7 protein-coding genes and 1 pseudogene are annotated in these 15,675 nt (G+C 55.2%); 5 read left to right on the forward strand and 3 right to left on the reverse strand.

Annotation, left to right across the window (positions count from 1 at the left end; all coding sequences use genetic code 11):
- The 4 genes and pseudogenes from BLW66_RS14325 to BLW66_RS14340 form a co-directional block, all read left to right on the forward strand.
- A partial coding sequence (locus BLW66_RS14325) for a DUF11 domain-containing protein (RefSeq protein ID WP_139254572.1) occupies positions 1-2,321 on the forward strand: 2,321 nt, incomplete at its 5' end.
- An 11-nt stretch (positions 2,322-2,332) separates the two neighbouring features.
- Entirely contained in the window at positions 2,333-5,863 is a 3,531-nt protein-coding gene (locus BLW66_RS14330) for an RHS repeat domain-containing protein (RefSeq protein WP_139254573.1), read from the forward strand.
- Between the two features lie 849 nt (positions 5,864-6,712).
- Positions 6,713-7,839: pseudogene (locus tag BLW66_RS14335) on the forward strand (IS3 family transposase).
- 692 nt (positions 7,840-8,531) lie between these two features.
- Complete coding sequence (locus BLW66_RS14340) at positions 8,532-9,914, forward strand: transposase (protein WP_089947855.1); 1,383 nt, start codon at positions 8,532-8,534, stop codon at positions 9,912-9,914.
- Between the two features lie 142 nt (positions 9,915-10,056).
- On the opposite strand, the gene BLW66_RS14345 is transcribed toward BLW66_RS14340, so the two are convergent.
- A complete protein-coding gene (locus tag BLW66_RS14345; protein ID WP_089947856.1) occupies positions 10,057-12,102 on the reverse strand; it encodes an NADH:flavin oxidoreductase in 2,046 nt (681 codons plus the stop codon).
- 111 nt (positions 12,103-12,213) lie between these two features.
- On the opposite strand from BLW66_RS14345, the gene BLW66_RS14350 reads away from it, so the two are divergent.
- Positions 12,214-12,825 carry a TetR/AcrR family transcriptional regulator gene (locus BLW66_RS14350; protein WP_089947857.1) on the forward strand — a complete coding sequence of 204 codons (612 nt, stop codon included), beginning with the start codon at positions 12,214-12,216 and terminating at the stop codon, positions 12,823-12,825.
- Between the two features lie 1,042 nt (positions 12,826-13,867).
- Here the strand turns inward: BLW66_RS14350 and BLW66_RS14360 are convergent.
- Both BLW66_RS14360 and BLW66_RS14365 read right to left on the reverse strand, forming a co-directional pair.
- The gene (locus BLW66_RS14360; protein ID WP_089947859.1) at positions 13,868-14,692 is read right to left on the reverse strand and encodes an aldo/keto reductase; all 825 of its coding nucleotides are present in this window, start codon (positions 14,690-14,692) and stop codon (positions 13,868-13,870) included.
- Positions 14,689-15,660, reverse strand: coding sequence for a TIGR03571 family LLM class oxidoreductase (locus BLW66_RS14365; protein WP_089947993.1), 972 nt, complete (start codon positions 15,658-15,660; stop codon positions 14,689-14,691). The genes BLW66_RS14360 and BLW66_RS14365 overlap by 4 nt, the downstream gene beginning before the upstream one ends.
- Between the last annotated feature and the right edge of the window lie 15 nt (positions 15,661-15,675).

The raw sequence follows: 15,675 nt of genomic DNA on the forward strand, positions 1-15,675 counted from the left end.
TGAATGGCGCGGTTGAGACTGTGCTCGGGAATGTCGTGGCGAATGACACGCTGAACAGCGTGGCGGACCCTGCGATCGGGAGCGATGTGACGCTGAACGGGTCGGGCACGGCGCAAGACGGCACGACGTCTCTGGGCCTTGATGTGACGCCGACTGCGGGGAGCATCACGCTGAACGCTGACGGGAGCGTTACGGTTGCGGCGGGGACGACGGCGGGCAGCTATGTCTATACGTATGAAATCTGCGAGGTGCTGAACCCGTCGAACTGCGACACGGCGACGGCGACGGTTGAGGTTGCTGCTGCGGCGATCGTTGCGAATAACGACACGCCGGCTGCGCCGGTAGATCTGGCCCAGCCGACGACGGGCGTACTGAACGTACTTGATAATGACATGTTCAACGACTTGCCTGTGGATCCAGCGGGGATAACGGTCACTCCGGTTGGTCCGTTGCCAAGCAACTTTGTTCTCAATTCGGATGGTACCTTGGATACAACGGCTTTGGTTCCAAACGGCACTTACTCCTTTGACTATCAGATCTGCGAGGTCGTGAATCCGACGAACTGTAATGCCGCAACCGTTCAACTTGAGGTGATCAGCTCTTTGCCGTTGGTCACAGGCAACGTCTATCTTGATACCAACGGGAACGGCAGTTTCGAAGCAGGCTCTGATGAGGTTCTGGAAGGATATGCTGTTGAGCTCATTCTTGACGGGGTTGTGGTACAGACAACGACATCCGGCAGTGACGGCTCTTACGAGTTCTCTGGGTTCACACCTGACAATGGGTACGAAATTGTCTTCACTGACGTGGCGACCGGCGTGGCCGTGGGGAGCATCAGCGATCTGGATATTGAGGCTGATACCGTACTTATGGATCAAAACCAGCCTATTGATCCTGCGGGCGTTATCTACAACTCGGCCACGGGAGCGCCTGTCCAAGGGGCTACAATTCAAATGACAGATGCGGCGGGTACGCCTTTGCCCACAGTCTGTCTGCTGCCTGGCCAGCAGCCTCAAACTACAACCGCTACTGGCCAGTATAGCTTTGACGTTATTCCGGGCGGGGCGCCGAGTTGCCCAACTGCCGAAACGGAGTACCGGCTAAAAATCACGACTTATCCGTCGGGGTTCGTTACGGCTGTGTCGGCCCTTACACCTGCTGAGGCGGGGACGCTCGACGCGACGACTTGCCCTGTGGATGCCGTGCCTGGTGGTAGCTGCCAATTGTCGGCGTCTAGCACCGCACCAGCGGCAGGGTCGCCAACGCCGTACTACTTAGCATTTTTGTTGGCTACGGGAGACCCTGACGTCATCAATAACCACATTCCGTTGGACCCGGTTCCAGTTGTGCCGGTGAACGGGCTGAGCATTACGAAAGTCGCCAATGTAACAACTGCGCGCATCGGCGATGTGGTGACCTACACGATCACGGCGAGCAACGGGAATTTGGTCGCCGCAGGCCCGCTAGATGTCGTCGACATTCTGCCGGCTGGTTTCCTGTACACCCCTGGTTCGGCCACGCTGGATGGCGCGGCTGTGGTTCCGACGGTGTCGGGCAACCGTGTAACGGTCGAGAATGTGACAGTGCCTGCCTCAGGAGTTGCGACGCTGACGCTCCAAGTCCGTGTTACCAGTGCGGCACTCGCGGGTGACGCGGCAAATAGGGCGCGGATGGTCGACCCGATAACAGGGAACGCCTTGAGTGCAGACGGCGTCGCCATCGTGCGGGTTGTGTCCGAGCATGTGTTCGACTGCGCGGACATCATCGGTAAAGTATTCGATGACAAGAACCACAATGGTTACCAGGACAAGGGTGAGCCTGGGTTGGCTGGGGCACGCGTGGTAACTGTCCGAGGCGTTCGAATTACCACTGACGAGTTCGGGCGGTTCCACGTCCCTTGTGCGGAACTTCCGTCGGACATTGGCTCGAACTTTACGCTGAAGCTTGACACCGCAAGCTTGCCGACAGGCTACCGCGTCACAACAGAGAACCCACGGGTGATCCGCGTAACCGCAGGTAAGATGGCCAAGCTCAACTTTGGCGCTTCGATCTCTAACGTTGTCGACATTGATCTCACCGCGACAGCGTTTGAGCCAGATACGGGGGAGCCAATCGACGGCTTCGGGGAAAGTGTGGACCGGCTGTTGGCATCGATTAAACGCAAACCTTCGGTGTTGAGACTGTCTTACCTTCTTGAAGACGAAGAGCTGAAAACTGCTCAGAAAAAATTACGGCTGGTTGAGAAAATTCTCCGCGCAAAATGGAGACGGGTGGGGGGCTACAAGCTGAACATCGAAACAACCATCAAACGTGTGCAGTGAAGGATACGATCATGAGCATTAAGACCAGAACGCGCTCCATCGGCACCTTTCTAGGGACGACTGCCCTATGCGTGCTTTATCCGGCTCTCGCCGCGATGGCAGAGCAGAACTGTGCACTTGTTAAAGGAGCTCTTCCAGAAGGGTGCGAGTTAGGAACTGCCGGCGATAGCGTTAAGATGCCGGTTGGTGCCAATACCGAAAAGGCATCAGGGGATCGTCATCAGGCGACAGGTTTCGTAATTTCAGTCGATGGGGAAACCTTCGAAGGCGACAGGGAGGTTGAGACCAAGAAGCGCAAAGCCGACGTCGCTCTGGCCGAGGCCGACATTCGCGTGCAGTCCGACGATCAAGCAATCGTTAAGCGGTTAGACCTAGAGGTTTTAGGGGAGGCACGCCGGTTGGCCGCCGGTGACACGGTGACTTTGCAGTCTGTGACTAATTACCCCGCATTCCTATCTCGTGGTGAGGTTCATATTGTGGACCAGCTGGCGCGTGGGGGTCCCCGAAAAGTTGCGGTGCACCAGCTTGACCCGAACGGACAGGTTTCGGTCACGCTTCCGGAAGGCGAGGGCCTTGTTGTGATCCATAGGGTGTACGACGCCAAAGGCCGATATGACGAGACATCGGCGGTGACGCTGGATCGACCTTACAGTGCGCGCGGCGAAGCGGGCGTTGAAAAGGGTAAGTCAACCGCTGTTGTCGATCGCATCCCCGTGCGCGGCGGTGCCGTGACAGTTTCAGGCAGTTCTTTGGCGCCGAACGCCGCCGTCTCCACGCTGGGTGAGACAATCTATGCTGACAGTCAGGGCAAGTTTGTTCTGCAACGTATTTTACCGAAGGGTGAGCAAACTGTTGTGGTGCAAGCCAACAGCGCTGGTCGAGATATCACGCTTGCGCGCGATGTAGAGCTGGGCAAGTCGGACTGGTTTACGGTCGGTGTGGTCGACATCACAGTGGGGCACCGAGAGCAAGGTGTGACCGGTGCTGACGGCAGCTATCAGAAGGGCCGCCTAGCATTTTACACCAAGGGAACCACCGCAAACGGCGTCACCATCACCGCATCCGCGGACACTCGAGAGGAAGACTTTTCGGACATTTTGCGTAAGTTTGACGAGAAAGACCCGCGCAGTTTGCTTACACGCATAGATCCGGATGAGTACTATCTGACCTACGGCGATGACAGCACTTTCGAGGAAGACGCGCCGACAGCCGGAAAGTTTTACTTCAAAGCAGAGCGCGACGAGAACTTTGCGATGTGGGGAACCTTCAAGGGCCAGATCAACGGTTCGCACTTTCTTCGCAACGAACGTACGCTTTACGGTGCGCAAGCGCAGTACAAGTCAGCGCAGCAAACGTCGAGCGGCGAAGCACGAGTGGAACTGGATGTCTACGCGGCCCAACCTGACAACCTTCCGCAACGGGACGTTTTTCGCGGGACAGGCGGTTCCGTCTATTTCCTCCAACGTCAGGACATCTCCATCGGGTCTGAAACCCTTTCTATCGAAATTCGCGATCCGGCTTCCGGCCGTGTGCTTGAACGCCAATCTCTGGTTTACGGTCGCGATTACGAGATCAACTATCTGCAAGGTATTGTGACACTTAAGGCACCATTGACCAGCACGACAGGCGGTGGGGTCGTCGTTACCAATCAAGGTGGCGAAGAGAATGTGAATCTTGTCGCGCAATATGAGTACACACCAACCTCTGGCAATCTTGAGGGATACGCATACGGCGCGCGTGCGCAAGTTTGGGCGACAGACAAATTGCGTTTCGGCGCGACCAGCTTGATAGAGAAAACGGGCACTGCCGATCAAAAGTCTTATGGCGCTGACGTGTTGTATCGCTACAACGAAAACACCTTTGCCTCGCTTGAGTATGCGCGCAGCGAAGGGCCGGGTTTTGGGTCAAGTTATTCCACCGATGGTGGTCTGATTATCGACAACGTCGCGGCGGTCGGTGGAACTGGTGAAGCCTTTAAGGCCGAAGTAGCTGCCGACTTTGCAGACCTAGGGTTCGGCACTGAGGGTCGCTTCGGCGCATATTATGAGCATCGTACATTGGGGTTCTACTCTCTCGACTATCAAGTAGGAGCGGGGACTGGCGATGAGACCCTTTGGGGTGGCTTTACCGAGTTCAGGGTATCTGACCGAATGAAGTTATCGGTGTATTATGATGACTACAGCAACGGTGTCGGGCAGTTTAGCCGTGAGGGCGGGGTTGAGGTCGAGTACCAGTTGTCCCCCACTGAGAGGCTTGATTTCGGGTTAGAGCACATCGACAAGAAGACGGCCTCGGATGACGGTTCACGCACTGATGCCGCGGTGCGTTACACGTCCAAGGCCACCGAACGTTTAGAATGGTTCGTTTACGCTCAGGCAACGTTGCAGAATGAAGGGTTGAGCAAAAACAACCGCATCGGAGTGGGCGGCGCATATGACTTCCAAAACGGTTGGAAAGTCAGTGGTGAACTCTCTGACGGATCGACGGGCGTTGGTGCCGCCGCGCGTGTTTCGTATGAGGACGAGAACAATAACTCGGTTTATTTCGGCTACGAATTGGATCCCGACCGCGAATTCTTCACGGGAAACGTGTCTGGTGCGGACAAAGGCCGATTTGTCTTCGGTGGTCGTCGCCAAATCACACGGAGCTTGGCCTACTATGGTGAAAATACCTACGATCTGTTTGGCTCTCATAAATCACTGAGCAGCACTTATGGCGTCGACTACGCCCGTAGCGATTTCCTGAACTACACCGCCGCTATCGAGGTTGGACGGATCAACGATTCAATCAATGGTGACTTTGACCGTGAGGCTGTTTCCTTTGGTGTGCGGTATGAAGATGAGGCGCTGACAGCGCGTGCGCGACTGGAGTACCGCCGTGAACGTGGTTTGACTTCGGGAACGAACCGAGATGCAGATACTATCCTCTTCTCGGCTTCGGGACGGTACAAGATTTCCGACGCGAGTCGCCTGGTCTTCAACCTGGACGCCTCTCGTACTGATACCGATCAATCTTCCATCCTAAATGGTAAGTTGATCGATGCATCGCTAGGCTATGCCTATCGCCCAACGGATAATGACAAGTTAAATGTCTTGCTGAAATACCGTTACTTATATGATGATTACGGCCAGCGGATTGACGGCACCGATGTGCTAGGAGCGCGCCAACGCAGTCATGTTCTAAGTTTTGATGCTATTTACGATATTAAGCCCCAATGGTCGGTTGGCGGTAAACTTGGTGTCCGCCTCTCTAAATCAGCGGCAACAGCGACAAGTCCATACACGCAAAACGATGCGTGGCTGGGGGTTCTCAACACAAGGTATCACATCGTCCACAATTGGGATGCGCTGCTGGAAGCCCGCGTGCTGGATGCAGAACAAGCCGGCACGAAAGAGTACGGGGTACTTGGGGCCGTGTACCGCCATGTCGGAAATAACATGAAGCTTGGTATTGGTTACAACTCAGGGCGCTTCTCTGATGACCTGACGGACCTGACCTATGATGATAAGGGCATCTTTGTGAATATGATCGCCAAGTTTTAAGCAAGAGGCGGGCGCCCGTACAAGGTGTGAACATGGCGTCGATGTCGGAGACGGGGCGACTTTCATTTGGGAAAGCGCCCCGTCACGCATGTTTTCTACCGAAGACTACATTCAGTATAAGAAAACTTGGCCCTGCCAATATTTTGGGAGGGAACATCATGGGTAAGGTGGCCGCTTGAGGGTATTACTCAACTCTCGGAGACAGCAAAAATTTGACGCATAACTGAAGCGCGGGCCTAGACTACCACGTTACAATTCTCGACCTTTGTTTAGCATCGAGGGCCATGCAATATTTTCGTATCAGATGGCTTTGGGGTATCGCTGGGGGTGCTTCGTTTATGAGTGCTTTTATTAAGGTTATATTTTAGTAGCTTACCTGTTGAATGGGCGCGCGCGTGTGGTGCTAATAAATCAGTAAAATCAGATACTTAAAGCCTGAGGGTGAATTCCGACACTCTCCTTGTGTTTGTCTCTGGAGGCAATCTGGAGGCTTTCCAGTAGGGGGTGACTCCGAGAGTGGCAGGAGGCGGGAATCACAATCGAATCAGGTGTTTAAGTATAACCAGTGTCTTCGATAGGAGGAGATTTACCTTCGGTGCTGTTCCACCGCGTTAGCGGGCGGGGAAGCCCTTTTCATCAAGTCCAAGCTGTTCGCGGCGCTGTGCTACCTTAGAGGCGTGAATGCCAAGCCGGTTGCCGACAGGCTTGGGTTTGTACGTCTTGAGTCGGGGACGCTCGCGGCTGGTCTCGCGTGAGACCAAGTGAGCCAGCGCGACGTCGATGGACGTTTCTGTGATCCTCCCCCACTGAAGTGGTCCTCCGCTATGTTTAGGAAAACGGAGGAAACACATGGCCAACAAGCGACCCAAGCCCGAAGAGATTGTCACTAAGTTACGGCAAGTTGAGGTTCTGACGGGGCAAGGGATGTCACGTCTGGATGCGATCCGGCAGATCGGTGTGACTGAACAGACATTCTATCGCTGGAAGAAGAAGTACGGCGGGATGGGTGCGGATCAATTGAAGGAACTCAAGCGTTTACAGAAAGAAAATGAGCGGTCGAGAAAGGCCGTATCGGATTTGACGCTGGACAAACTGATCTTGGCGGAGGCCGCAAAGGGAAACTTCTAAGCCCCGCTCGCCGTCGTGCTTGCATTGATCGTGTTCGTGCTGAGCTGAATGTCTCGGAGCGCCGCGCGTGCCGCGTTCTGAGACAACATCGATCTACGCAACGCAAAATGCCTACAGGTCGTGCCGGTGAAGAACGATTGGTGGCCGATATGATCGAACTGACCCGGCAGTATGGCCGCTACGGCTATCGTCGGATCGCTGCACTGCGGAGAGATGCTGGCTGGCATGTGAATGACAAGCGCGTCGAAAGATTGTAGCGACGGGAGGGGTTGAAAGTACCAATGAAACAACCAAAGAAGGGGCGGCTTTGGCTGAATGATGAGGCGTGCGTTCGATTGCGACCTGAACACCGCGATCATGTGTGGTCCTACGACTTCGTGCATTGTCGGACTGACGACGGAAAGGCGTTCCGTACGCTCAACATCATCGATGAATACAGCCGGGAATGTTTGGCCATCTGTGTGGATCGCAAGCTGAACTCTGGCAACGTCATCGACGTCTTGAGCGATCTGTTCATCCTGCGCGGCGTGCCGTCGTTCATACGATCCGATAACGGCCCTGAGTTCGTTGCGAAGGCCGTCCCAGACTGGATCAAGGCCGTTGGTGCGAAGACGGCGTACATCGAACCCGGCAGCCCGTGGGAGAACGGGTACTGCGAAAGCTTCAATGCAAGGTTCCGCGATGAGTTCCTGAATGGAGAGATCTTCTACAGCCTGCGCGAAGCCCAAATCTTGATCGAAGAATGGAGGAAACACTACAACACGAAACGCCCCCACAGTGCTCTGGGCTATCGCCCACCAGCCCCGGAAACCATCGTCCAGATGGACCAAAGGCCAATCATGCACTAACAATCAAACTGGACCACTCAGGTGGGGCTGATCAAGATGATTGGCCAGAGCAGGAAAAATCAGAGGTAAATGACAAGAGTGGCGAACGATCTGAGGAGGGGCAATCGGATGACGACCCCGACGATCTGATGTTGCACCTTATCATAGCTGTTGAGGGGAATGATTGGCTATTTCACCCCTTCGATGACGATTGGTTTCCGTCCATTCCTCATGGCCACAAGCCATCGGGTAGACGAACTGATAAGCTTGATCCGTACCTTGGCTGGGTTTACGATAAGTCCAAACAATCGGGCAGATTGAAGCGGAAATCCATCATTTCACTCTGGAATGATGAGCGGTTTCGAAAAACGGCAAGCTGCGCGATTGATTACTACCTTAATGAACACCGCCATTACCGTGGCTGGCGTGTTTCCAACCCGCGACGGCTTCCGCGACGCAGATAAGCGAAGATATGATCGTGAATTGATCTGTAGCCTTTCGCTGCAATGTCCGCTTCGGGTAATCTGCACTGAACGACGGAGACCTCTGCTAAAGGCGGCTTAGGGCCGTTAGCAGCGGCGAGCCAGCACCCGTGAAGCTGGACTTTCTGCAATGCCGAGAACGGCAGGTTTGAGCCGATTGTGTTGAAAAACTATTCCTTGATCGTAGCACCGGCTGCTGATTCAATCTGTGTATTGAACGGGGGATTTGCGATGTTGGGACCAAGGCAGGAGGCACAAGCAGCCCTGTTTTATGAGTTTTCACTGGAAGATCACGTTCCCCAAAACCACTTGTTGCGCTCGATTGATCGGTTCGTTGACCTGAGTAGTATTCGTGCGCATCTTGCCGAGTTTTATAGCCACACTGGTCGCCCATCTGTTGATCCTGAGTTAATGATCCGGATGTTACTTGTGGGCTATTGCTCCGGCATCCGGTCCGAACGCCGCTTGTGCGAAGAGGTTCACCTGAACCTGGCCTATCGCTGGTTCTGCCGCCTCGACCTGAGTGACCGCATCCCGGATCATTCGACCTTTTCCAAAAACCGCCATGGTAGGTTCCGGGAGAGTGACCTTCTGCGCCACGTATTTGAGACGACTGTTGCGCGCTGCATGGACGAAGGGCTGGTGGGTGGCCAAGGATTTGCAATCGATGCCAGCTTGATCAGTGCAGATGTCCAAAAACAGAACTCCAGCAAACCTGAAGACTGGGCAGCCCGTGTGGCCGGCATCAATGATGCACCGCGCGCGGTGCAGAAATATCTCGACACGCTGGACGACGAAGCCTTTGGTGCGGCCACCGCGACCAAGCCCAAGTTTACTGCTCATGCTGATCCGGCCAGCCAATGGACTGCAGCGCGTAAAGGCCCTGCATTCTTTGCGTATTCCACCAATTATCTGATCGATACAGATCACAGTATCATCGTTGATGTCGACGCCAGCCGCTCGAACAGAACCGCCGAGGTTGGAGCCATGCGCAAGATGATTGACCGGACCGAAGAACGCTTTGGCCTGAAGCCAGATTGGATCGCTGCTGATACAGCCTACGGTTCATCTGACAATCTTGTTTGGCTGGCACTCAAGCGTAAAATACTGCCCTTCATTCCCGTCTTTGATAAGGGTGAGCGCACTGATGGGACATACTCCAGATCAGACTTCGCATGGGACGATGAGAACGACCGCTATATCTGTCCTGGCGGCAAAGAGATGAAGCATACGCGGCGCACCTATTCCGATCCCGCACGGAACGCTCCAGAATGGAAAGCGCGCAAATACCGGGCCCTTAAATCCGACTGCATCGATTGCCTATTAAAAGCCAAATGCTGCCCCAAAACAGAGATGCGCGCGATCCACCGGGAGAAATACGAGATCGTCCGAGAATTTACACGTCAATGCACTGCATCAGGGTTCAATCAGACCGCTTCGAACCGACGAAAGAAAGTCGAGATGCTCTTCGCCCACCTAAAACGTATCCTTGGCTTGGCCAGGCTCCGACTTCGCGGGCCAAACGGCGTCCAAGATGAATTTACCCTCGCAGCAACCGCCCAAAACCTCCGGAAACTCGCCAAGCTCAAGCCGATGGGACCAGCCGCAGGGTGAAAAGCGGGCTGGTTACGAACAGCCAAATGAAATCAACGTGATCACCAACATCAATGGGTCAAAAACAACGAGTTTTTCAACAGAATTAGCCCAGGGTGACCGATGCTCGAGTGGCGGATTGTCTGCGTTCAGTCCCGAAAGCCTAAATATCTTTTACCAGCCGCAGCGCGTCATAAATTGCGGCGTGCGTATTGCGGGCTGACACGGCGTCGCCGATCCGGAAGAGTTGGAACGTCCCGTCCTTGTTGCGCTGGATGGTCTGCGGCGCGCCCTCAATCAACGCATCATGATCCACAGCCCCCCCGTTCGAGCTGAGCGGTTTAAGATCGAAATACAACGCGTCCAAAGGCAAAGTGCCGTAATTGATGACGATCTGATCGTAGTCTTGTTCTTTCACGTGATCGCTGTAATCGGTGCCGACCGTTGCCGTCAGTTTGTTACCGCTGCGGGCCACGTCGAACAATCGGCGCGTCACGGTGAAGGTCACGTCATTGTCCTGCAACGCGCGCATATACGGCACCAAATTCATCGCCATCACTCCCGGCGCAAAGGTGCGATCGGGGGTCATCACCTCGACGGTTGATCCCGCGGCGGCTGCGATATCCGCCGCTTGCAGGCCCGCATGATCGCCTGCTTCGTCATAGATTAGTATGTTTTGTGCGGGCTTCACATCCCCAGCGATGATATCCCATGAGGTCACGACATGCGCCGCGTCCTTACCGCTCTCATACAATTCGGTGTTGGGCATGCCGCCCGTAGCGATGATGACGACATCGGGGTTCAGGGCGGTGACATCATCTACCTCGGCCCAGGTGTTGAAATGGAACACCACGTCGCGGGCCGCGCATTGCGCCATCCGCCAGTCGATGATCGAGACCATCTCACGGCGGCGCGGGCTTTGAGCGGTCAGTCGTACCTGACCGCCAGGGTCGGGTTGCGCCTCGAAAACCACAACCTCGTGCCCGCGTTCAGCCGCCACACGGGCCGCTTCAAGCCCAGCAGGCCCCGCGCCGACGACGACGGCTTTTCGTTTTACGTCAGCAGCCTGGATCGTATGCGGCATGGTCAATTCACGCCCTGTCGCCGCGTTATGGATGCACAAGGCGTCACCGGCCTCATAGATGCGATCAAGGCAATAGGTGGCGCCAACGCAGGGGCGAATGTCGTCCTCGCGCCCTTCCACGATCTTTTTTACCACTTGGGGGTCGGCCATATGCGCACGGGTCATGCCGACCATATCCAGCAATCCTGTCTCGACTGCGTGGCGTGCCGTTGCGACGTCGGGGATCTTGGCGGCATGGAAGGTGGGCATGCCCGTCAGCTTCTTGACTTGCCCAGCAAAGTCTAGGTGCGGCGCGTTTTTCATGCCCTGGATCGGGATCAGATCAGTCATGGCGGGATCAGTGTGGATGCGGCCGCGCACAACGTTCAGAAAATCCAGTTGGCCGGTGTCTGCCAGCGTCTTGGAGATCTTGAGCCCGTCTTCTTTCGTGATGCCGCCTTTCTGCGCCTCATCCGCCGTGTAGCGGAACCCAACGATGAAATCGTCCCCAACCCGTTTGCGGATCGCGCCCAGAACATCCAGCGGAAACCGCATCCGGTTTTCCAACGTGTCCGCCCCGTATGGCCCGACAAGATCATTGGTCAGCGGCGACCAGAACTGATCCAAGAGGTGGCCGTAGACCTGCAATTCAATGCCATCCATGCCACCTACCTGCATCCGCTCGGCAGCGTCAGCAAAATCACTAATTATGCGTTCAATGTCCCAGTCCTCAATCAGCTTGGGAAAAGCCCGGTGCGCAGGTTCTCGGTGCTTGGAGGATGACACCGAAGGCAGCCAATTGCCTTTGTTCCAAGTCGTACGCCGACCCAGATGCGTTAGCTGGATCATCACGGCGCAGCCATGTTCATGGCAGCCGTCGGTGAGGTTCTGAATCCACGGCACCACCTCGTCTTTGTAGGCGAGGATGTTGTTGAACACTGGTGGGCTGTCCTTTGACACCGCCGCCGATCCCGCCGTCATAGTCAACGCAACGCCCGCCTTTGCGCGTTCTTCATGATAGGCCCGATAGCGGTCCTTGGGCATGCCGTCTTCGGGGTAGGCGGGTTCATGGCTGGTTGTCATGATCCGATTTTTCAACGTCAAATGTTTCAGTTTATAGGGCTGAAGCAATGGGTCTTTGGTCATTGAAAGCTCCTTTTTTCGAGGCGTCAGAGGATAAACGCCCCACTTGACATAGGTGTCGAGTTAATTTTGCGCGGCAATTGACACACCTGTCAAGAAATCTATTCTCGCGGCATGTCACAACCTCACGCTCGTCAACGCGGCTCAAAAAACCTTTGGATCAATGCCGCATACGAGATGCTGGTGTCCGATGGCATTGATGCGGTCAAAATCATGGCCTTAGCCAAAAAACTGAACCTCTCCCGTACCGGATTTTATTGGTTCTTCACGGACCTAAAAGAACTACACGCCGCGATGATAGAAAGATGGGAAAACAAGAATACCGGCACCCTTGTTGAACGTTGCAACAGGCCTGCGTCGAATATCAGCGAAGGGTTATTCAACCTTATGGATTGCTGGCTTGACCCGTCCCTGTTCGATGCGGGCCTAGACCTAGCAATCCGCAACTGGGCTCGTGTGGACGATGATCTTCAACGCCTCGTCAACGAGGCCGACAGTCTTCGCATCAAGGCCATTGCAGACCTGTTTGAGCGTCACGGCTTTCCATCTGATCAAGCTCATGTGCGCAGTCTGACAGTCATATATACCCAGATCGGATATATCTCGTTGGGGGTCGAAGAGGCGCGACGAGGCAGGCTCGCGAGGGTGCAGCACTACGTTGAGATTTTCTCCGGCACCGTTCCATCGACAACGGACGTCGAAGGGTTTCTGGCGCGGCATATATAGGCGCCAATGCCGTGTGTAACCGCGGTCACCGACAAAATCCTGTCCTTGCCCAGTTATCTCTTTGGCACAGGGTGCGCTTTGCGGCCATTGGTGCATTTGCTGAGAGTTGAAAGCTGCGTCCCGAAAACTGTGAATTCGTCAAGCACCAGATTTTGTGGTTGCAACGAAAGCCCGCAATGACGGGCTGCAGGGCGGAGAATGGCAGAAATGAGCCCAAATACCAGATGCCGCACATTGTATGGATGACCAGAAAACGCGCAAACTGGTCATTCACGGCAGCATGTTCTGTATGACATACGCCTTATAACCTTATTGTGGAACTCTGCTTCCGAGGTTCCACAGTTTTATCAGATATAGTATTATCACTGGGACAAAGGGCAGGCTGACCTCTAGCGGTACGTTCTCCATCACGGCATAGCCAAAAACGTATAGTAAGCAGACCAGAAAAGCATAGGACGGGTAAGGCCATCGTCTTCCCCATCTGCGCGTGATCAATTCACTTAAGAATATCCACAAAATACCCCATACACCGAAGAAAAAGAAATACAAAATAGTGAAGGACATGACCGCGAGCGGCTCGGCACCACCATCCAAAAGAATGCAGGAAACTGCAAACCACGCGAGACAAGAAAAAACTAAATACATGAACTCACAGGCACCTTTTGGGCAGGAAACTAAAGTGCCGTTTCAATAGTTGTCAATATTACAGGAGGCCGACTTCTATGAATAGCCGACGGCTAGTGTTTTCATCGAACAGAACAAACATTTGGCTGTACACGGCGAGCGGGCAGGAGAACGGCTGGGCGGATTTGGTCGACCGCATTGCAAAGGTAAAGCGGACTTAGAGGCCAAAGCAGCAAAAGCCCGCTCCGTCCCGCGCTGCGGCCGTACGCTCAGTCCAAAATGCTGAAGGATGTAAGAACGGCTGCTTTCAGGAAGGTCGCTTGTCAGACTTCGCTTCGAAGAAATGTCTGCAATGGGCCGAAGGCTGAAGTCGTCGGGTATATAGGTCCTGCAGTGTTTCTGCAGGACCAGTGAATGATCAATCCCAAGCTGGGGCAAGTGTATCTGGGCTTACCAACCGACCCTCGGGTACGCCAAGCGCATCAATTCGGGCGATCTCCTCTGCGCTCAGCTTGATTTCCGCTGCACGGAGATTGTCGGCTAGTCGGTTCTTGTTACCGGTCCGGGGCAACGCGATGCTCAGTGGGCGCGTCAGAATCCAGGCCAGGGCAATCTGGGTCGGACTCGCGTCATGCGCGAAGGCAATCTCGCGCAGTGTGGGGTTCTTCATGACATTGCCTTGTGCCAGCGGCGAATAAGCTTCAACTGGTATGCCCTTGCTGGCGAGGTGAGCGATCATCCGTGTTTGGTCAATCAGCGGATGCAGTTCGATCTGGTTGGCGGCCAGTGGCGTGTTCAACGCAACCCGTGCTTGGTTGACCATATCCATGGTGAAATTCGACACGCCTCCATGACGGACTTTGCCCGCTGAAATCAGATCATTTAGCGCGCCAATGGTGTCGGCAATCGGTACGTCTCTCGACGGCCAATGAAGGAGCAACAGGTCTACATAATCCGTCCCCAGTCGTTTCAAAGACGTATCGGCGGCAGCGATGAAGGCTTCTGGCGAGAAGTGCTCGGGCAGGATCTTGGTGGTAAGGAACACATCATCGCGTCCGACATCGGCGTGGCGCAAACCTTCGCCAACTTGCTCTTCGTTTTCATAAGCCTGCGCCGTATCAATATGGCGGAACCCTTCGGAAAGGGCCGCGGCCACCATGTCGGCCACGGTATCTTTCTCAAGTTGAAATGTGCCGAAACCCATGGACGGAATCTGGGCAGGACCTATCAGGGTGATACTCATTGTGCTGTCTCCATTGTGTTTTCTTGTGTAAACTCAGGCATGACGTGCTCGGCCAACTCGGCCAGAACGTCCTCTATTTCGCGTTGTGATTGGCGCAGGTTAAAGGCGATGTGGGCGACCCCTGCAGCGTGCAGCGATTGAACATGTGAAATGAGCGCATTGCGACCGATACGGCCCCCGAACTGGATTGGCCGGAAGCGCGCATCGGGATCAGGGTCAAGGTCCAAGTGCATGGCGGTCAAGACCGGCGCGGAGGGAAGGCCAGCATCGGTGCGCGCCTGACGCCACATTGAGAGGCGGCGCTCGGCCTGATCAGGAGGTCCGGGATAGGTGAACCAGCCGTCCAATGTGCGGGCGATCCATTGCAGGCTTTGCTGGCCCATTCCGGCCATCACCATCGGGATACCTTCGGGCACATAGGGGCGCACGGTGACGGGACCTTGTGGTCCTTGCAGCGCATCCCCTGACCAGAGGTTGCGCATCTGGTCGACGCGACCGCGCAGGGTGGCTCCGCGAGCTTCATAGTCCAGCCCCATTAGCGGGTATTCCACCGGACGATCCCCCGACGCGATGCCAAAGATAAATCGCCCGCCCGATAGATGGTGCAGGCTGGCCGACATCTTGGCCAGCAAGTTCGGATCCCGCAGTGGCAAGACGATACCCGCAGTGCCAAGCGCTATGCGCCGCGTGCGGCCGGCAAGAAAGCCGAGATAGGGAAACGGGTCGAAGACCTGCCCTGCATCCCCGAAGCTTGGATCGTGGACTGGCACGTCCCGCAGCCAGACCGCATCGAAGCCAAGGCTCTCGGCCAGTTCCACGCCTTTGGCGGGGTTTGAGATGTCCGGCACACCAAAGGGGCGACCCTCGATACGGGCACGGCGTTGGCCGGCTTCAGACCAGTCGCGGTCCAGTGGCAATTCAATGCCAAAAGTCATGCGGTCTTTGTAAATCAGATTTAGGGCAGACATGATACGAACCTCCAG

Origin of the sequence: Litoreibacter albidus (assembly GCF_900107015.1) — a bacterium.
Classification (GTDB): Bacteria; Pseudomonadota; Alphaproteobacteria; order Rhodobacterales; family Rhodobacteraceae; genus Litoreibacter; species Litoreibacter albidus.